The organism is Rahnella aceris (genome assembly GCF_011684115.1).
Lineage (GTDB): Bacteria > Pseudomonadota > Gammaproteobacteria > Enterobacterales > Enterobacteriaceae > Rahnella > Rahnella aceris.
The window spans coordinates 76,744-96,710 of sequence record NZ_JAADJV010000007.1 but is presented as its reverse complement, the minus strand read 5'-3'; the positions used below and the strand labels follow the sequence as shown (position 1 = coordinate 96,710).

The 19,967-nt window shown below is 51.8% G+C and carries 18 protein-coding genes; 13 read left to right on the top strand and 5 right to left on the bottom strand.

What is annotated here, in order from left to right; genetic code table 11:
- Nucleotides 1-3: 3 nt before the first annotated feature.
- A complete protein-coding gene (ftsY, locus tag GW591_RS23020) occupies nucleotides 4-1,485 on the bottom strand; it encodes a signal recognition particle-docking protein FtsY (RefSeq protein WP_126125260.1) in 1,482 nt (493 codons plus the stop codon).
- 226 nt (nucleotides 1,486-1,711) lie between these two features.
- On the opposite strand from ftsY, the gene rsmD reads away from it, so the two are divergent.
- The 4 genes from rsmD (at nucleotide 1,712) to GW591_RS23000 (ending at nucleotide 5,906) form a co-directional block, all read left to right on the top strand.
- Nucleotides 1,712-2,323 carry a 16S rRNA (guanine(966)-N(2))-methyltransferase gene (gene rsmD, locus GW591_RS23015; protein ID WP_013577474.1) on the top strand — a complete coding sequence of 204 codons (612 nt, stop codon included), beginning with the start codon at nucleotides 1,712-1,714 and terminating at the stop codon, nucleotides 2,321-2,323.
- A 1-nt stretch (nucleotide 2,324) separates the two neighbouring features.
- Complete coding sequence (locus GW591_RS23010) at nucleotides 2,325-2,603, top strand: DUF1145 family protein (RefSeq protein ID WP_013577475.1); 279 nt, start codon at nucleotides 2,325-2,327, stop codon at nucleotides 2,601-2,603.
- Nucleotides 2,604-2,812: 209 nt separating this feature from the next.
- Nucleotides 2,813-3,439, top strand: coding sequence for a lysoplasmalogenase (locus tag GW591_RS23005; RefSeq protein ID WP_013577476.1), 627 nt, complete (start codon nucleotides 2,813-2,815; stop codon nucleotides 3,437-3,439).
- A 112-nt stretch (nucleotides 3,440-3,551) separates the two neighbouring features.
- Entirely contained in the window at nucleotides 3,552-5,906 is a 2,355-nt protein-coding gene (locus GW591_RS23000) for a zinc/cadmium/mercury/lead-transporting ATPase (protein WP_119262175.1), read from the top strand.
- Between the two features lie 18 nt (nucleotides 5,907-5,924).
- Here the strand turns inward: GW591_RS23000 and tusA are convergent, their stop codons facing one another.
- Nucleotides 5,925-6,185 (bottom strand): sulfurtransferase TusA, encoded by a 261-nt coding sequence (gene tusA / locus GW591_RS22995; RefSeq protein WP_013577478.1) that lies wholly within the window; start codon nucleotides 6,183-6,185, stop codon nucleotides 5,925-5,927.
- Between the two features lie 238 nt (nucleotides 6,186-6,423).
- Here tusA and GW591_RS22990 point away from each other — a divergent pair, with 238 nt between their 5' ends.
- From GW591_RS22990 to glpT, 3 genes are all read left to right on the top strand, one after another.
- Nucleotides 6,424-7,095, top strand: a complete 672-nt coding sequence (locus tag GW591_RS22990) for a 7-cyano-7-deazaguanine/7-aminomethyl-7-deazaguanine transporter (protein ID WP_013577479.1) — start codon at nucleotides 6,424-6,426, stop codon at nucleotides 7,093-7,095.
- A 125-nt stretch (nucleotides 7,096-7,220) separates the two neighbouring features.
- Nucleotides 7,221-7,787 (top strand): DcrB family lipoprotein, encoded by a 567-nt coding sequence (locus GW591_RS22985; protein ID WP_013577480.1) that lies wholly within the window; start codon nucleotides 7,221-7,223, stop codon nucleotides 7,785-7,787.
- Nucleotides 7,788-8,025: 238 nt separating this feature from the next.
- Nucleotides 8,026-9,378: a glycerol-3-phosphate transporter gene (glpT, locus tag GW591_RS22980; protein WP_013577484.1), complete on the top strand. Its 1,353-nt coding sequence runs from the start codon at nucleotides 8,026-8,028 to the stop codon at nucleotides 9,376-9,378.
- A gap of 49 nt (nucleotides 9,379-9,427) precedes the next feature.
- Here glpT and GW591_RS22975 read toward each other — a convergent pair whose 3' ends face one another.
- From GW591_RS22975 to GW591_RS22965, 3 genes are read right to left on the bottom strand one after another with little or no spacing between them, the layout of a single operon-like run.
- Nucleotides 9,428-10,504, bottom strand: coding sequence for an ABC transporter ATP-binding protein (locus GW591_RS22975; protein ID WP_112197611.1), 1,077 nt, complete (start codon nucleotides 10,502-10,504; stop codon nucleotides 9,428-9,430).
- Nucleotides 10,505-10,536: 32 nt separating this feature from the next.
- On the bottom strand, nucleotides 10,537-11,901 hold the full coding sequence (locus GW591_RS22970) for a phosphohexomutase domain-containing protein (protein WP_166861417.1): 1,365 nt from the start codon (nucleotides 11,899-11,901) through the stop codon (nucleotides 10,537-10,539).
- Nucleotides 11,902-11,955: 54 nt separating this feature from the next.
- Complete coding sequence (locus tag GW591_RS22965) at nucleotides 11,956-12,990, bottom strand: LacI family DNA-binding transcriptional regulator (protein ID WP_166861415.1); 1,035 nt, start codon at nucleotides 12,988-12,990, stop codon at nucleotides 11,956-11,958.
- Nucleotides 12,991-13,257: 267 nt separating this feature from the next.
- Here GW591_RS22965 and GW591_RS22960 point away from each other — a divergent pair, with 267 nt between their 5' ends.
- The 6 genes from GW591_RS22960 to GW591_RS22935 are packed head-to-tail and all read left to right on the top strand — an operon-like array spanning nucleotide 13,258 to nucleotide 19,793.
- Entirely contained in the window at nucleotides 13,258-14,520 is a 1,263-nt protein-coding gene (locus GW591_RS22960; protein WP_013577488.1) for an ABC transporter substrate-binding protein, read from the top strand.
- A 3-nt stretch (nucleotides 14,521-14,523) separates the two neighbouring features.
- Entirely contained in the window at nucleotides 14,524-15,393 is an 870-nt protein-coding gene (locus GW591_RS22955) for a carbohydrate ABC transporter permease (protein ID WP_166861434.1), read from the top strand.
- Between the two features lie 53 nt (nucleotides 15,394-15,446).
- Complete coding sequence (locus tag GW591_RS22950) at nucleotides 15,447-16,271, top strand: carbohydrate ABC transporter permease (RefSeq protein WP_191996306.1); 825 nt, start codon at nucleotides 15,447-15,449, stop codon at nucleotides 16,269-16,271.
- A 12-nt stretch (nucleotides 16,272-16,283) separates the two neighbouring features.
- On the top strand, nucleotides 16,284-17,834 hold the full coding sequence (locus GW591_RS22945; RefSeq protein ID WP_166861411.1) for an alpha-amylase family glycosyl hydrolase: 1,551 nt from the start codon (nucleotides 16,284-16,286) through the stop codon (nucleotides 17,832-17,834).
- Nucleotides 17,821-18,882, top strand: coding sequence for a glycoside hydrolase family 130 protein (locus tag GW591_RS22940; protein ID WP_166861432.1), 1,062 nt, complete (start codon nucleotides 17,821-17,823; stop codon nucleotides 18,880-18,882). Before GW591_RS22945 ends, GW591_RS22940 begins: the two co-directional genes overlap by 14 nt.
- Complete coding sequence (locus GW591_RS22935; RefSeq protein WP_166861409.1) at nucleotides 18,879-19,793, top strand: DUF1861 family protein; 915 nt, start codon at nucleotides 18,879-18,881, stop codon at nucleotides 19,791-19,793. The genes GW591_RS22940 and GW591_RS22935 overlap by 4 nt, the downstream gene beginning before the upstream one ends.
- Nucleotides 19,794-19,967 lie beyond the last annotated feature (174 nt).

The following is a 19,967-nucleotide window of genomic DNA, read 5'->3' as shown; positions in this document are numbered from 1 at the left end:
GTATTAATCCTCTCGGGCAAAAAGTGCCTCAATAAAATCGTCTGCCTTAAACGGCCTTAAATCTTCGATACCTTCACCGACACCAATGTAACGGATCGGAATGCTGAACTGATCGGCGATGGCAAAGATCACGCCGCCTTTCGCAGTGCCATCCAGTTTAGTCAGCGTTATCCCGGTCAGCCCGACGGCTTCGTTGAATAATTTGGCCTGACTCACTGCGTTCTGGCCGGTACTGGCGTCGAGCGTCAGCATCACTTCATGCGGTGCGTCTTCGTCGAGCTTCTTCATCACACGGACGATTTTCTTCAGCTCTTCCATCAGGTGCGTTTTGTTTTGCAAACGCCCGGCGGTATCAGCAATCAGCACGTCGATATTGCGGGCTTTCGCCGCCTGAATGGCATCGAAGATAACCGACGCGGAATCGGCACCGGTGTGCTGCGCAATCACCGGGATCTTGTTACGCTGACCCCAGACTTGCAACTGTTCAACGGCTGCGGCACGGAAGGTGTCGCCTGCTGCCAGCATCACAGATTTACCCTGTGCTTCAAACTGGCGCGCCATTTTACCGATGGTGGTGGTTTTACCGACGCCGTTTACGCCAACCATCAGAATGACATACGGGGTTTTCCCGCTGACATCCAGTGGCTCGTCAACTTTCGCCAGTATTTCGGACATTTCTTCCTTCAGCTTGCCGTACAGCGCATCTGCGTCTTTCAGTTGCTTACGCGAGGCATGTTCAGTCAGTGAAGTAATGATTTTTCGGGTGGTTTCGACGCCAACGTCGGCGATCAGCAGCTGTTCTTCCAGCTCCTCAAACAGATCGTCGTCGATTTTCTTACCACGGAACAGACCAACGAAACCGGAGCCGAGATTCTGCTTGGTTTTGACCAGGCTGCGTTTCAGACGGGCGAAGAACCCTTCTTTGGTCGGGCGTTCCTGCTCGGTTTCACCGGCGGGCAGCACCACAATCGGATCCAGCGCCACAGGTAAGGGTTCTTCCACAGCGACAGAATCATCAATCGAATCAATGGCGTCCTGACGCAGATCTTCGGCAATTTCTTCTGCCGATTCAACAAATTCGTCTTCAGCGATATCTTCAACAACGGCAGGCTGCGCGGCAACCTGCTCAGTGATGTGAACAATTTCTTCTGCCAGTTCAGCGGCGGCCTGCTCGCGAACCGGTTCAGGTTTGTCTTCCAGCTCAGGCTCTGTCAGCGGTTCGGGTACAATTTCCGGTTCCGGCTCAACAAATGGCTCGGGTTCAATTTCAGGCTCAGGTTGAACGTGTGCGGCCGGTTCAGTTTCAGTTTCTGCTTCAACTTCAGGTTCTGTAACAGCCTCGCGAGCTACCGGGACTGCCGGTTCTTCCGTCAGTTGTTCTTCGACAACCGGCTGTTCTTCGCGTGTTTCTTCCTTCTGCTGCTCTTCTTCCTGACGGCCACGACCGAACCAGGAGAAGAAACCGCGTTTTTTATCTTTTGCCATTTTACAACTTCACTCCTCGCCGTTAATGACTGGCGAACGGATTATTAATAGGGTTATGGTCAGGCAGTCTATCACTTTCCCCTGCGGGCAACACGCCCGCGTATTGAATTCCGCTGGTTTTTCAATCGACAATGTTAAACATTTGCCCATTGCCCGCACACCGGTAGAATAGCCCTCCAAACGATAGGCAACGAAGCCCGACGGCTTTGGATGACACAAGCGAACTATGGCAAAGAAACCCAACACGCCCGCCGCAGGCCAGATCCGAATTATTGGCGGACAATGGCGCGGACGCAAACTTCCGGTCCCTCACAGCCCGGGGCTGCGCCCGACTACCGATCGCGTGCGCGAAACGCTGTTTAACTGGCTTGCGCCAGTTTTACAGGGCGCACATTGTCTGGACTGTTTTGCAGGCAGCGGCGCACTCGGTCTGGAAGCCTTGTCACGTTATGCGGCCAGCGCGACATTGCTGGAGTTTGAGCGCCCGGTTGCGCAACAGTTAGAGAAAAACCTGGCGCTGCTAAACGCCAGTGATGCGAAAGTATTTAACGTCAATGCCCTGAACTGGCTGGCAAAAGCCGGAAGCGCCTTTGATGTGGTTTTCCTCGATCCGCCTTTCCGCAAAGGCATTCTGCAAGACACCCTGAACCTGCTGGAGCAAAACCAGTGGCTGGCCGATGAAGCCTGGATTTATGTCGAAACAGAAGCCGAACATGACACGCTGGATGTGCCTGCCCGCTGGCGCTTACACCGTGAGAAAGTCGCCGGACAAGTTGCTTATCGTCTTTATCATCGCGATGTGACGCCTGAAACCGGCTCACCAGAACAGGAGCAGTAAGATGTTGATCAATATTGGTCGGTTGTTGATGTTATGTATTTGGGCGTTTCTGGCGTTTAACCTGATCCACCCGTTCCCGAAGCCGATCAAATACTTTTTAGACGTGGCAATTGTCTTCATGTTCTTTATGCATGGCCTGCAGGTGATGCTGCTTAAAGCCACGCAGGGCAAGGAAAAGGACACCATCGGGCCGTGGCTGCAAACCCGCATCTTCCTGTTCGGCGTCTTCGAACTGATGGCGTGGCAGAAAAAACAGCCTCCGTTGCCAGCCAAAAAGTAATCCCCGCTTTTACGGCGCGCCCTGCGCCGTAAATTCCCCCTATCCTAAACCAACATTCATCAGACCCGCCGTTACGGGGATTTCTGATTGTCGCCGCCATGCTCTCTCTCCTACACTGAAAGCAAGTTCAGGAAAACAGGATGTGTTTTCCCGCAAGCAGACCCTGACATCGGTTTTATGTTCTGTTCTGAAATATAAAAGGATAAACAATGAGTTGGCCATTCCTCGCTGTATTTTTCTCTGGCTGGTTGTTCGTTGACGCCAGCTATCGTGGCCCGCGCTGGCAGCGCTGGGTCTTTAAACCCGTCACCTTACTATTGCTGCTGTTGCTGGCCTGGCAGGCGCCGACACTCAACGTTTACAGCTATCTGATCTTACTGGGTCTGGCGGCGACACTGGTGGCAGACAGCCTGTTACTGCTGCCTGAAGAACGCTTCATGTACGCCATCGGTGCCTTCTTCCTGTCGCATCTGCTGTATACGCTGAGTTTCGCCAGCCAGATGACCATCACCTTCTTCTGGCCGCTGCCGCTGACGTTACTGATCATCGGGGCGATACTTCTCGCAGTGATCTGGACACGGCTGGCGGAGCTGCGATGGCCAGTGACCACTTACATCGCCATGACCCTGCTGATGGTCTGGCTGGCTGGCGAACAGTATTTTGCCCGCAGTACCGACATGGCGTTTTCGCTGTTCTGCGGCGCAGCGCTGTTACTGCTGGGGAATATTTTCTGGCTGCTCAGCCGATACCGCTTCACCTTCCGCGCCGCCGACGCGCTGGTTGCCGCCTGTTATTTCGGCGGGCACTTCCTGATAGTCCGGTCGTTATACCTGTAATATCCCACAGCGGAACCGTTCTGGTTCCGCTGATAAAATACTTGTTGACCTTAGAGCCGACTCCAACGTTTACACTGGGGGTAATTCCACTCGGTTTCGAACCGGAGGCTTTATGATCCCACTGCAAAAAAACAACACCTGTCGCTGCGGATGTCAGGGCAAACATACCCCTGCACTGCGTATCAACAAAATTGGCGCTATTGCGCAGCCCGGCACACATCCGGCTGGCTGCTGTAGCGAAAAACCCCCGCTGGCGGTTTCCGCCTGCTCCACCACTGACAGCTGCTGTGCGCCAAAAACAGGTGAGCACTCACATACATCGGACGATGGCAACGCCGAAGGTTCGCCGGGCGAAGACGAACCCGCCTCACCGCTTTCCGGCAGTCAGCAATACAGCTGGAAAGTACAAGGTATGGACTGCCCTGCCTGTGCCCGAAAAATTGAAAAAGCCGTTTCAGGTATTGATGGTATCAGCCACGCTAAAGTGCTGTTCGCTACTGAAAAGCTGGTGATTGATGCAGGTTTTGATATCACCCAACACGTGCAAAATGCCGTTACCGCCGCAGGTTTTACCCTGCAATCGCTCGACAAACCGCAGGAAAAACCCACCGCCGAACCTTCCCGTTTGCAGGAAGCGCTGCCGCTGATCGCTCTTTCGGTTCTGATGCTACTGAGCTGGGTGCTCGATCATTTCAACCCGCAGATGGGTAACATCGCGTTTATCGCCACGACACTGGTCGGGCTCTGGCCGGTACTGCGTCAGGCGATTCGCCAGACCCGCGCCGGTTCGCCATTCGCCATCGAAACGCTGATGAGTATCGCCGCGATCGGCGCACTCTTTATCGGTGCGACAGCCGAAGCCGCCATGGTTCTGTTGCTGTTTATGGTGGGCGAACGCCTTGAGGCTTTTGCCTCCAGCCGGGCACGCAGCGGCGTAAAAGCGCTGATGGCGCTGATCCCGGATACCGCTGTCCGCATTGTGAATGGCAAATCTGAAACCGTGCCGGTCAGCAGCTTGCGTCCCGGCGATATCATTGAAATCGCGGCAGGTGCACGCCTGCCTGCCGACGCTGTTTTACAAAGCGCCGCCAGTTTCGACGAAAGCGCGCTGACCGGCGAATCAGTTCCGGTGGATCATCTGGCCGGTGAAAAAGTGCCTGCAGGCAGCCTGTGCGTTGACCGGCTGGCACGCCTCGAAGTGGCTTCCGCGCCGGGCAACAGCGCCATTGACCGCATCCTGCAACTGATTGAAGAAGCCGATGAACGCCGTGCGCCGATCGAGCGTTTCCTCGATACTTTCAGCCGCTATTACACGCCGGTCATTATGCTGATGTCGTTGCTGGTGATTATCGTGCCGCCACTGGCGATGGGGCTATCGTGGGAAACCTGGATTTACCGCGGGCTGACGCTGCTGCTGATTGGCTGTCCTTGTGCGCTGGTGATTTCGACGCCAGCAGCGATTACGTCCGGGCTGGCAGCGGCCACGCGTCAGGGTGCATTGATCAAAGGCGGTGCAGCGCTGGAACAGCTGGCGCTGATTCAAACCGTTGCCCTGGATAAAACCGGTACGCTGACCGAAGGCAAACCTGAAGTTACCGACGTTTTACTGCTGAACGGCGCCAGCGAAGGCGAAGTATTAAGTCTGGCATCAGCGGTGGAAGAAGGTTCGCATCACCCGCTGGCGCAGGCGATTTTGGCCCGTGCAAAAACCAGTAATCCGCTACCGCTCACGGCGCAGGATCGCCGCGCGCTGGCCGGTTCCGGCGTGGAAGGCCTCGTTTCAGGCCGCAAAATTCAGGTGCTGGCACCGAAAAGTGTGGCTGAAAACAGCCTGACAACTGAAACCCTTGCGCAAATTACTGACTGGGAATCCAGCGGAAAAACCGTGGTGGTGGTGTTGCAGGAAGAAAACGCGATCGGGCTGATTGCCATGCAGGATCGTCTGCGGGATGACGCGGCCGAGGCATTGCAGAAACTCAAAGCGCTCGGCGTGTCGGCGGTCATGCTGACCGGCGACAATCCGCGGGCGGCGAAAACCATCGCTGACCGGCTCGGCATTGATTTCCGTGCGGGCTTACTGCCTGCGGATAAAGTCTCAGCGGTCACCGCGCTGAATGCACTGAAACCGGTAGCCATGGTCGGTGACGGCATTAACGATGCGCCCGCCATGAAAGCCGCGACTATCGGTATTGCGATGGGAAGCGGAACGGACGTCGCGCTGGAAACGGCGGATGCGGCACTGACGCATAACCGCCTGAGCGGGCTGGCGCAGATGATCAGCCTTTCGCGTGCTACACGGGCGAATATCCGTCAGAACATCACGATTGCGCTGGGGCTGAAAGCGATTTTCCTGGTCACCACGTTGATGGGATTGACCGGATTGTGGCTGGCGGTGCTGGCGGATTCCGGCGCAACGGCGCTGGTGACCGCCAATGCGTTAAGGCTGTTGCGCAATAAATCGAAATAAACAACACGGGCTGAGCCATCAGCCCTGTTTTTCTGCCAACCCTTTGCACAGCAAATAGCGGTACGGCACGCTTTCGGTATCCGACGCCAGCAGCGTATGTTCCATAAAACGGCAGAAACCGGGAATATCGCGGGTCGTTGCCGGATCATCAGCGATGATCAATAACGTCTCGCCGTCTTGCATGGTGCGTACCGCTTTACGAACCATCATCACTGGCTCCGGGCAACGCAGACCCAACGCATCAAGCTGATGGTCAGGATTGATAAAGGGGTCGGTCATTTCGTGTCTCAACATCTACATACGTGAATGGGCGGTTGTTTGGCAAAGGCGGATAGTTTAACCCGCTGGTTTTCTGGCGCAACAAACACGGCTCATTGCGCTAAAATTAACCGGTAGACCTGTTGCGCAAACGGTGCGCAAACAGGTACTATGCGCGCCGCACGCCATTACGGGTGCGAAAGTAAAAATTTTCTTGGGTTCCCTCACCCCAATTTATTCATAAAAAAAGGTCACATATATGTACTCTTTTACTGCTCAGCAGCGGTTTTCCGCGCTGATATGGCTTTCGCTATTCCACATCGCCATCATCACCTCCAGTAACTATCTGGTTCAGTTACCCGTTTCCATTTTTGGTTTCCATACCACCTGGGGCGCGTTCACTTTCCCGTTTATTTTTCTGGCTACCGATCTGACCGTCCGTATATTTGGCGCGCCGCTGGCACGACGGATTATACTTTCCGTGATGGTGCCTGCACTGGCCATTTCCTATGTCATCTCGGCGTTATTCTTTGAAGCGCAATGGCAAGGCGTGGAAGCGCTCAGCAGCCTGAATATCATGGTCGCGCGTATCGCCACCGCCAGTTTTATGGCGTATGTGCTGGGGCAAATTCTTGACGTTCATGTGTTTAACCGCCTGCGCCAGAACCGCCGCTGGTGGATAGCACCGGTCGCCTCGATGTTCCTCGGCAATATCAGCGATACCCTGTCCTTCTTCTTTATCGCTTTCTACAAAAGCAGCGATGCCTTTATGGCACAGCACTGGGTAGAAATAGCGATGGTGGATTACACCTTCAAGGTGCTGATCTGCCTGGTGTTCTTCCTGCCGATGTACGGCATGCTGCTGAATATGCTGCTTAAGCGTTTATCAGCACAAGGAAACAACCCGCATTCCGCTATCAGTGCGCACTAAACCGGGTCGCCGGGAAGACACAAATCGCGCCATAATCTGACTTGCATTTGTGGCCTGAATAGGTTGCCATAAAGGCTGTTAAGTCAACATGTAAGCCTGGTGAACAGGCCACTTAAGGAAGCCCGATGCGTAATATCGCGAAAATGATGGGAATGGCAGTACTGATCGCCGGTCTGGCTGCGTGTGACGGTAAGTCGACCGATGCACCTGCCGCAGATAAAGGCGCACCAGCGGCCGCAGCCACGGCAGCCACCACGCCGGTCAGCCTGCTGGACGGCAAAGTCACCTTCTCCCTGCCGCAGGGAATGAGCGACCAGAGCGGTAAACTGGGCACACAGGCAAATAATATGCACGTGTATGCAGACAGCACCGGGCAGAAAGCGGTGATTGTCATTTTGGGTGATAACACCCCGGAATCACTGGACGTTCTGGCGGGTCGTTTACAGGATCAGCAAAAAGCGCGCGATACCAATCTGCAAGTCGTCACCAATAAATCTATTCAGGTCAACGGCCAGACATTGCAGCAGTACGACAGCGTGATCACTTCTGCTGGTCAGAAAGCCTATTCGTCTATCGTTTTGGGCAAGGTCGACAGCCATCTGCTGACCCTGCAAATTACTCTGCCTGCTGATAATCAGCAGCAGGCGCAGACCGATGCGGAAGCCATTATCAGCACACTGAAAATTCAATAATTTCAGACCGTGTGAAAATATCAGGCGGAGCTTAGTCTCCGCTTTTTTTGTTTCTTATTGTCACCCTCGCTCACAAAATCGCCTCCCTCTGTAATAAAAATGTAACATTTCCGTCATAAATCACAGTTCGTTTGTGCGCGAATGGCTAAAATGATGTTCGTTTTGGAACACATTGGCTCCGCCATTTCGTCCGTGGCTCATGATGAGTCCGCCCTGATTTATGCCATCGGAGGCATTTATGCTCAGTATCTTTAAACCCGCGCCCCACAAAGCTCCTGTTGATGAGGCTCACGTCGATCCGCTGTACCGCCGTCTCCGCTGGCAAATCTTCATGGGGATTTTCTTCGGTTATGCGGCCTACTATCTGGTGCGCAAAAACTTTGCGCTGGCCATGCCTTATCTGATTGATCAGGGCTTCTCCCGTGGAGACTTAGGGTTCGCACTGTCCGGGATTTCCATTGCTTATGGCATCTCAAAATTCATCATGGGTTCGGTGTCTGACCGTTCGAATCCGCGCGTATTTCTGCCCGCTGGTTTGATTCTGGCGGCGGCCGTGATGTTGTTTATGGGCTTCGTGCCGTGGGCAACCTCAAGCATTGCCATCATGTTTGTGTTGCTGTTCCTGTGCGGCTGGTTCCAGGGCATGGGCTGGCCGCCGTGCGGACGTACGATGGTGCACTGGTGGTCGCAGAAAGAACGCGGCGGCGTGGTGTCGGTGTGGAACTGTGCGCATAACGTCGGCGGCGGTATTCCTCCGCTGCTGTTCCTGCTCGGTATGGCGTGGTTTAACGACTGGCATGCAGCGCTGTATATGCCTGCCTTCGGCGCAATTCTGCTGGCGGTGTTTGCCTTCATGACCATGCGCGATACACCGCAATCCTGTGGTCTGCCGCCCATTGAAGAATACAAAAACGATTATCCGCCGGACTATGTGAAAGAGTCCGCCGAGCAGGAACTGACGGCGAAACAGATTTTCATGCAGTACATTTTGCCGAACAAATTGCTGTGGTATATCGCACTGGCTAACGTCTTTGTCTATCTGCTGCGTTACGGCATTCTCGACTGGTCACCAACGTATCTGAAAGAAGTGAAGCATTTCGCGCTGGATAAATCCTCGTGGGCGTATTTCCTTTATGAATACGCTGGCATTCCCGGCACGCTGCTGTGTGGCTGGATGTCGGACAAAGTTTTCAAAGGCAATCGTGGTGCCACCGGCGTGTTCTTCATGGTGCTGGTGACTATCGCTACCGTCGTTTACTGGCTGAATCCGGTCGGCAATCCGGGTATTGATATGGCCTGTATGATCACCATCGGTTTCCTGATTTACGGGCCGGTGATGCTGATTGGGTTACATGCGCTGGAACTGGCACCGAAGAAAGCAGCCGGTACCGCCGCAGGCTTTACCGGACTGTTTGGTTATCTGGGCGGCTCGGTCGCGGCCAGCGCCATTGTCGGTTATACCGTGGATTATTTTGGCTGGGACGGTGGCTTTATCGTGATGATCGCCGGTTGTGTGCTGGCTGTTCTGTTGCTGTTACTGACCATGCTGAGTGAAAACAAACACAAAGCGCAGCTGGCTAAAAACATCTGACTTTGATTTATCTTCGTCGTAAAGGCACTGGAAGGTGCCTTTTTTGTTTTTACGCGGCGTCGGGAAGGATGCGCCTGCCTGCTTCATCAAACAGTAAAACACTGGCAGCATTAAACCCGAACCTGAGCGGTGTGTTTTTAGCAAAGGAGAGCTGTTTCGACGATTTCATTTTCAGGATGTGCTCACCAACGCGCGCATATACCAGCGTGGAATCACCCTGCAATTCAGTGAAATCAACCAAAACTTCAAATGCATGATCCGTCACTTCATTCAGGCGCAACAGCTCAGGGCGGATGGCCAGCGACACCATTTGTCCATCCTGCGCCGCCGGGAATTTATCCTCCAGCGGGTACATCGGCTGGCCGTCAATACTCAGCTGGCGGCCGACGACTTGTGCCGGGATCACATTGATTTTCGGCGTACCGATAAAACCGGCGACGAACAGGCTGGCCGGGCAATTATACAGCTCAACCGGCGTGCCAATTTGCTCAATGTGACCTTTGTTAAGCACCACGATCCGGTCCGCCAGTGTCATGGCCTCGACCTGATCGTGGGTCACGTAAATCATGGTGTTTTTCAGACGGGCATGGAGCTGACTGATTTCCTGACGCATCTGCACACGCAGCGCGGCATCAAGGTTCGACAGCGGTTCATCAAACAAAAAAACTTTCGGCTGCTGAACAATGGAACGCCCGATAGCGACGCGCTGACGCTGTCCGCCGGAAAGATTTTGCGGTAACCGGTCGAGCATGTCGTCCAGCCGCAGGATCAGGGCCGCTTCGCTTATGCGTCGGGCAATTTCTTCCGGCGGCGTGCGGATATTTTTCAGACCAAATGCCAGATTCTGTCTGACGGTCATGTGCGGATAAAGCGCGTAGGACTGAAATACCATCGACAGACCGCGCTTCCCGGCGGGTAAATCCGTCACATCAGTTTTTTCAATGTGAATAGTCCCGTCGCTCAGCGCATCCAGCCCGGCAATCATGCGCAGTAACGTTGATTTCCCGCACCCTGACGGACCGACCAGTACCAAAAACTCACCGGAGTGGATCTCCAGAGACAAATCGGGGATCACGACAGTTTTGTCATAGTATTTTTTGATATTTTTGAGTGTTAAGCCTGACATAACGTTGTCCTTTAAAACAAAAAGATGAGCGGTTACGCCCCGGCAAGGGCGAGCAGTTTTCCGGTGATTTCAGTTAACAGCGCGGTGGATTGTCGGGTTTCGACGTTGAGGCGCAGGAGCGGCTCAGTATTGGAAGCGCGTAAATTAAACCGCCAGTTATCGAATTCCATACTCAGCCCGTCAGTCTGGCGGATACTTAGCGCCAGATGTTGGTAATGGTCGCGGACACGGCTGATGACCTCAGCGGGCTGACTGACGGAGATATTGATTTCACCGGATACCGGGAAAAGGGCTTTACGGGCAGCAATCAGTCCGGACATTTTCCGGCTGCACTGGCTGAGATGTTGTAGTACCAGCAAGGCCGGGATCATCCCGCTGTCGCAGTAACCAAAATCGCGGAAATAGTGATGGGCGCTCATTTCACCGCCGTAAATAGCGTTTTCACTGCGCATTCTTTCTTTGATGAAGGCATGGCCGGTTTTGGTTTCGATGGCGATACCGTGTCTGGCGCTGACAATGTCGCGGGTATTCCAGACCAGACGCGGATCATGAAGGATTTTTTCGCCGGACGAGCGTTGCAAAAACAGTTCAGCCAGCAATCCCACAATGTAATACGCCTCAACGTATTCACCCTGTTCATCAAAGATGAAGCAACGGTCAAAATCACCGTCCCAGGCAATGCCCAAATCCGCCTGATGTTCACGCACCGCATCGCATGTCGCCAGTCGGTTTTCCGGCAACATCGGGTTGGGAATACCGTGGGGGAAAGTGCCGTCCGGCTCATGGTGAATTTTTATTAGCGTAAGGGGAATACCGCGTGCCAGAAAGGCGTGTTCCAGCGCATCCAGCGTCGGGCCAGCCGCACCGTTTCCTGCGTTAACCACCACCCGCAGAGGCCGTCCGAACGGTAACGTTAAATAGCTAAGCAGATGATCCAGATAAGCGCGGCGGTTTGAAAGCTGCTGATACGAACCGGGCTGCGCCACCGCCGAAAACAGATGATTTTCGGCCAGCGCCTGAATATCGTGTAAACCGTTTTCGCTGCTGACAGGTCTTGCATCCCGTCCTACCAGCTTCATACCGTTATAATTGTCCGGATTATGGCTGGCGGTGATCTGAATTCCGCCATCAGCCTGCAGGGAACGGGTGGCAAAATACACCTCTTCGCTGCCGGTCATACCAATATCAATCACGCCGCAGCCCTGATCCATCAGTCCGCGCGCAACGGCCTGCTTGAGAGCCGGTGATGTCAGGCGAATATCACTGCCCAGCACCACCCGTTTTGGGCGATAAAAATGCGCAAATGCACAACCGATACGGTAAGCAATATCCTCGTTTAATTCGCTGCCCAAAACACCGCGTATATCGTAAGCTTTAAAACACGTTAATAAGGCCATATTTCATCCTGAAAATAGACATAAGTACTTGCGTCTTTATGGCCCCACCGGGAATCAGGTAGAACCACGTATAATTAACGTAAACTCAAGGTCGAAGTGAATATTATTTTCCCCCTCCAGCAGCAAGGCCGCGGCTATCTCACCTTTTCTGACCGGATCCTGGGCAATGGTAGTGAGCCCGATTTCATTCTCTGGCCGGGGAATATTATCAAATCCGGTAATCGCGATATTTTGCGGAACACGTAACCCGGCCTGCCGGCAATAATTAATCGCACCTTGCGCAAAGCGGTCAGACAGGCAAATAAACGCGGTTATTCCCGGATTTATTTTAAGTAATTCCTGCGCTGCTATTTCGCCAAACATCTCGTGATGGCTTGTTTCACAAAGAAAGCAATTATCGAGTTCGATATTCCATTCGCGGAAAGTCTCCACACAAGATTTCACCCGGGTGATCATAACGTCATTATCGCCTGAAATATCCTGACTCAATGGCACGACACCCTTACGCCCCTGCAGTGAAGGAAATGAAATAATGCCGAATTCACGGTGTCCTTTTTCCAGCAGGTGCAGGCAAATTTCCCTCATCGCCCGGTAGTTATCAATGGAGACACTGCTGTGCGGGGGAATTTTAAAATCCGTGGTCACCACAGGCAGATTTTTTGACAATGCCTTAGCGATAATCTGGTCATTATTGTGTGTCGCATTAAGGATATAGCCATCTACCGCAGTGTTAATCACACTGGCCCGCGCGCCCTGTCCGTTATGCAACGGGATCAGGATGATGCTGACACCTTTCCGGTCACATTCACCCGCGATGCCCTGCATGAGCTGCACGTCATGGCTGTCAGTAAAAACATAACTCAGCGTGTCATTGAAGATAATGCCAATCGCATCCGACCTGCCGGTACGTAATGCGCGCCCGATATTATCAGGGCCGTAGAAATTAACGGAATGCGCATAATCAATTATTCGCTTTCTTAAGGATTCAGATAACTTTCCCGGATTATTAAATGCATTCGACACCGTCGTATGCGTCACCCCTAATTCACGGGCAATTGACTTTAAGGTTATCTTACTCAGTTTACACACTCCTGAATACTTTGAATAAATGAAATCCCCCGTCTGAGAAACCCTTAATTCGCCAATATATACTCACAGAAAATAGGCTATTGCAATGAATATATAAAATAAAGTTTAACGTTAAACAAAATCATTTCTGTGACCGTAATAACGTTTACTGATTGTATGTCCATGCTAGCGTTTAAAATAGAAGCCCACTCATAAAAATATAATATAAATAACCATTAAATATAATTATGAATTATTAATAACAACCTAATGGAAATAGGATACAGCATGAAAATAATGAAACTGGCTGCACTTGCAGGTATCACGTTATTTCTTTCGGGCTGCGGGCCTGAGGAGAAAGATCAAACCAGCATTAAAATGTGGATAGCGCCTAATGTTACTCAGGAAGTGTATTGGGGCGAGGTGGTAAAAGAATGGAACAGTAATCCGGCCAACAGGAAGGTGGAATTCACGCCAATACCGGCTGCGGGGAGCTCTGAAGAAGCCATTATGAACGCGCTGGCATCAGGTACTGAGCCCGATATATCCACCAATATTTTTATCGGCTTCGCGAAACAGTTATCTGAACTTAAACAACTCAATGACTACGCCAAAATGCCCGGTTTTCAGGAACTGGTTGAAACCCGACATATGGGGAAAGCCATGGCATCATGGCAGTTCGAAGGGCAGCAAAATGTTATCCCGATTTATATCAGCCCGGTCGTGTACTGGTGGCGCAGCGATCTGCTGGCTGAGCAAGGTTTTGATCATGTGCCGACCACCTATGATGAGATTTACACGCTGTCAGAACGGATAACGCAAAACCAGAAAGGTTACAGTCTGCAAATCACCAGCGGCAAAAACTGGTGGGATCGCTGGTTTGACTTTATTCCGCTGTATTACGCCGCCTCTCAGGGCAGCCCGTATATTCAGGATCACAAATCCAGCTTTGATAACGAAGCCGGACAACAGACCCTCACCTTCCTCAACAAAATGTTTGCGAACAAATGGACCAGCTACGACTTCACCGCCGCAGACGATCCGCTGGCAGCGGGAACCGTGCTGGGCGCGGTACGTGGTCCATGGGATATCGACCGCTATCAGAAACAATTTCCCGAAGTGTTAAAAACCATCCGTATCGGCCCGATGCCGACACAAACCGGCGAACCCGGCGTTGCCACGATGGCCGACAGCAAAGGGATCGTGATGTTCAGTACGTCAAAAGTGCAGGCCGACGCCTGGAAGTTTATTCAATGGGTATACAGCGATCCTAAACATGACCGACGCTGGCTGGAACTCACCGGCATGCCGCCTGCCCGGGAAGATCTGCAAAGTAATCCGATTTTTGAAGAGTATCTGCAACAGCACGCATTGGTTAATGCGATCGCCTCCTACGTATCGAAAGCGGTTCCGCCAGCACCAGTCACTAAAACCGTTGAAGTCCAGCGGACGATGACGCAAATGATTGAAAAACTGGTGTTTAAAAATAGCCCGATACCCGAGGTGATTCAGGCGTCCTCACAAGAGATCGACAAAACGCTGGAGCAGTAAGTGATGATAAAAATGAAAGAGTCATCACTCGGAGGCCTTCTGGCCTCCACTTACCTCGGATATTCGCTGGTATTCTGGCTTTATCCTTTTCTCTGGCTGGCGGTGCTGAGCTTTACTGACTGGAAATTTATTGGCACACCGTCTTTTAACGGCGTGAAGAATATTATCGCCGTCATGCAGAATCCTTTATTCTGGACGGCGATGTATAACGTATTTAAATTTCTGGCTTACTATCTGCCCATTGTCCTGGTGTCTTCATTATTATTCGCGTTCGGATTAAGAAAAATAAAATATGGCAAAGCGTTTGTTGCCCTGAGCTTCCTGCTCGCCAATGTTTCATCCGGCGTGGCGTATTCCATTGTATTTTCCAAACTGTTCAGTGAAACAGGACCGATAAATACGTTCCTGATGGACATGTTTGGCATTAACGTCCCGTGGTTCACCCATCCGGATTTCGCCATGTTATCGATTGCCCTTATTATCACCTGGAAATTTGTCGGCTATTACGGCCTGATTTTTTATTCCGGGCTGATTACTATTCCCAAAGATATTTACGATGCCGCCGATCTCGATAAAACCACGGGCCTCGGAAAAATATGGCATATCACATTGCCCCTGATGAATGCCCAGATAGTCATGGTGCTGGTTCTCGCGATCACAGTAGCGTTCAGTATTTTCACCGAACCCTATCTCATCACCGGCGGCGGTCCGCTGAAAAGCACCACCACGCCAATGGTGGTGATGTATGAAGCCGCCTTCCGGCAGATGCAGCCAAGCTGGGCCGCTACCATGTCAATTATTGTCGCGCTGTTCAGTTTCACATTGATCTGGATATTGCGCTGGTGTCTGGAAAAGAAAATCGAGATCGTATGATGAAGACACAATCTGTGGAGACGGGAGCCGCCGCTCCTGTACAAAAATTTTTACTGAAACAAACAATCAGCTCCGTGACGATCCACCTGCTGATGTTTGCGCTGGCCATCACCTGGTTATATCCGTATTTGTGGATGTTAATCGGTTCGTTTAAAAATACAGCCGATATTTATACGACATCTCTTTTTTCCGGCCCGCTGTCATTCGATAATTATATTTTCCTGTTTGATGGTACCGGTAAAGCGGAAAAACCCTTTCTGCGCACATTGTTTAACTCCATATTCATTACATTAACCATAACGGTATGCGTCACGCTGAGTTCCTGTTTAATTGGTTATGCGCTGGCAAAAATGGAATTTAAAGGCCGGGATATTTTCAAAAACCTGCTTATCCTGCAAATGGTTTTTCCGGCTTTCATGTTTATTATTCCGCATTTCGTGCTGATGCGTGAACTCGGCATGATTAATTCCTATGGCGCCCTTATTTTACCGTTTGTGATGAATGGCTGGGGGATTTTTATGATCTCGCAGAGTTTTAAAGGCACGCCAAATGACTATATTCATGCCGCAAGGTTAGATCATGCCGGTCTTATCAAAATATTGCTCCATGTCATGCTGCCCCTCAACAAATCGATTCTGGCTATCGTCGCGATTTTTACTTTTACCAGCGCCTGGGACAATTTCCTCTGGCCGCTGATTGTGATGCAGGATGCCAACAAAATGCCGCTTTCAGTGCTGCTGGCAACGTTCAGTAAATCCTATGGCATTTATGTCGGCCCGGTACTGGCGGGTTCGGTAGTGCAAACCTTACCAATCGTCGTTTTGTTTATCCTCTTCAGGAAGCATTTCCTGGAAGGGATGTCGCTTTCACTTAAATAACAGGCCTGAATGATGGACAACCTGAAAACATGGCAGGACCGGGTATTTTATCAGGTGTATTTACCCTCGTTCTGCGACGGTAACGCTGACGGATTAGGCGATTTCCTGGGGCTGGTTTCTAAACTGGATTATCTGGCTGAGCTGGGCATTGGCGGCATCTGGATCACCCCCTTTTATCCCTCTCCGCTGGTGGATAATGGTTACGACATCAGTGATCACTGCGCCGTCGATCCGCGCTTTGGCACAGTAGACCTTTTCGATGAACTGATTGCGGCCTGTCATCAGCGCGATATCTTGCTGGTCATCGACGTGGTGATTAACCACGTTTCGGACCAGCATCCGTGGTTTCAGGCGGCGCTCCGTCAGCCGGACAGTCCGTTCCGTGACTTCTTTTTCTTTCGTGAGCAAACCAACAACTGGACCTCTTTCTTTGGCGGTTCAGCCTGGACGCAGGAACCCGGCGGGACGGCCAGTTACTACCATAAATTCTCGCCTCAACAGGTATGCCTGAACTGGTCCAATCCCGCCGTTGAGCATGAGATCAAAAAAATCTTCGATTTCTGGATAGCGCGCGGCGTCGACGGCTTCCGGTTTGACGTGATTAATTTTCTGACCACTGACGGTATCGGGGAAGATCATCCACCCGTTGAGGCAGGCGCAGAGCCCCCTCATGATAAAGATATCAATCAGCCCGGTGTGCTCAGCGTGGTGAATCGCCTGTGTCGCCATATCCGTGCGCAAGGTGAATTCCTGCTGATTGGCGAAGTGGGCAGTGATGAATTACCGGCAATGGCACCTTATCAGGGCACAGAGTTGCTGGACGTGGTGTTCAATTTCAACCTTGGCAGCCAGAAACGCTTCGATATTGCAGCGATCTTCGCCGAAATACAGGCAATGGAAAACACACTCTCCGGTTTACCGACACTGTTTTTCTCCAGCCATGATATGTCACGCATGATCAGCCGTTTCGGTGAATCACCCCGCGATATTCCCCGCGCTGTAGCCGTTTTTGCCCTGCAAATGACCGCCCGGGGTTTGCCTTTTATCTTCCAGGGAGAAGAAATCGGCATGACCGATTTTGTCCCGCAGAATTTGCAACAGATGCGGGATATTCAGGGAATCACGCACTATCACACCGCTATTTCACAGGGCATGCATGAGGAGCAAGCGCTTACTTATGCATTACCTTTCTGCCGCGATGCCTCTCGTTTACCTGTCCCGTGGACGCCAGCCGATGCCCGTGAAAGCCAGATTTATGTCGAAAATGAGAGTAAGTGCTCACAATCAATTTTGACCCGTTATAAGCAGCTGATCCACATAAGAAATACACACCCTTCCCTTCAGCGTGGCCACTATCAGTACCTCACGCTGTTTAAGCAATGCCTGATTTTCCGCCGCCAGCTGGGTGTGGAATGTCTGGAAGTGATGATCAATTTCGGTCCGCCTGTCGTCAACGTGGGCTATGCCGACGGCAATTCAGTCTTGTTTGGCACGGATGAACCGCTGCTGGAAAAAAACCAAATTCTTATCAAAAAGGTAAACCATGAAAATGCTCAGAAGTGAAAAAAATCCGCTGTTAGCACCTGCTGACGTTGCACCTTCCCAGCCCGGCTGGAAGGTCGATTGTGTTTTTAACGCAGGTGTATGTTCGTATCAGGGTGAAACCCTGCTGTTGCTTCGTGTCGCGGAAAGCGTGATCTCAACGGATGCTAATTGTCTGGAAGTGCCGCTTCTGGTGAACCAGCAAAACGTCTGGCGGGCGGGCAGGAAACGTTTTCGACGTGACGACCCGGCCTATGATTTCAGCGACCCGAGAATGATTGCGCTGAAAGCTGACCCTTCAGTGATCTGGCTGACCTCCATGTCGCATCTGAGGTTAGCGCGTAGTCAGAATGGCGAAGATTTTAGTGTTGATGCACAGCCCTTTTTGACCGCTGATACGCAATACGAACAATTTGGCTGTGAAGATCCGCGAATTACGCTGATCGATGGCGTTTACTACATCAACTATTCGGCCATTTCGCCGTATGGCATTTCCACCGCGCTGGCGACGACCACCGATTTTGTCACGGTAGAAAAACAAGGCGTGATTTTCTGCCCCGATAACCGCGATGTCTGCTTCTTCCCGGAAAAAATTAACGGCAAATATCAGGCGCTGACCCGTCCTTCACCCAAACATTTTGGTAAGCCGGAGATCTGGATGTGTGAATCACCGGACATGCTGCACTGGGGCAATCATCGCCATTTACTCGGCAGTGCTTCCGGCGACTGGGATGCGCTGAAGCTGGGTGGTGGCGCACCGCTGATGAAAACGACGCGCGGCTGGTTGCAGATTTATCACGGCGTGGATAAAGACCAGCGTTATTGCCTCGGCGCGATGCTGCTCGATCTGAATAATCCGTCCAACATCCTCTCCAGGTCTCCAGTGCCGCTGCTACAGCCTGAAGCGATATATGAGAAAGAAGGATTCTTTGGCAACGTGGTGTTCACCTGCGGCGCATTGCTGGAACAGGATTTGCTGAAAATTTACTACGGCGCAGCCGATGAATGTATCGGGCTGGCGACAATGCCGCTCGATGCCTTATGGGCGCATCTCGGATTACCGCTGTGAGCAGGGTTGAAACATTACTCCGGCAATTTCGTACTCTGAAATTGCCGGTACCCGCCGGAGAAAAAATCCAGTTCTCCGGCGCAGGAGACGACGATGTTTATAACCTGACCGCTCCGTTTCAGTGCGGTGATACTTCGGTCATTGCGGCTCGTGTCGAGCCCAGAAACTCCGAGTTATCACAGGTAAAATTTTTTGCATTTGATGGCATCCGCCAGTGCGAATTACTGCCCGACGCGCCGGTCTTCGCTCTACAGGATCCGTTTTTTGCCCGGATCGGCGGGGAGTTTATTTTTGGCGGGGTGAGTGTTGAACCGGCGGATGACACCAGCGGGAGACTGCGCTGGAAAACCGTGCTGTACCGGGGGACCGATTTGTATTCCCTGCGCCCATTTTTTATCGGGCCTGAGGGCATGAAAGACATCCGTCCGGTGGGTTTACCGGACGGAAAAGTATTACTGTTTACCCGTCCGCAGGGTGAAACCGGCGGACGGGGTACCATCGGCTATATTCTGCTGGATTCACTGGAGGACCTGACCCTGGGCAAGATAGCTCAGGCGACATTGTTGCAGGGACAGGTCGCCGCCGAAGAATGGTGCGGCGTGAACGCAGCTTATGTTCTGGATGGCCACCAGATCGGTGTGCTGGGACATGTCGCCCGTTTCGATGCGCAGGGGCACCGGAACTATTACGCCTGCTCGTTCATTTTCAACTACCAGACGTATCACCGGACAGCGCTGAAAATCATCGCTGAACGCAACCAGTTCAAACCCGGAGCCGCCAAACGTGCTGATCTTGAAGACGTTATTTTCCCCGGCGGCCTTTGCATTACTGAGTCATCCGTGCCCCGGTTATATTGCGGAACCAGTGACTGTGAAGCGCAATGGATTGGAATTAATAATCCTTTCCTATAACGGAATAAGATAATTTACGGGTGAATTTCACTAAATCACTTATCAGCACGACTCCGAAATAAATTCACCCGCCCTCAATACCATTAAAAAATTTGATTTATTTGTCGCCACGAAACATCATATTAAAATCTGTATCAAAACATTACTCCATTAATTATCCATGGGATAAATTTG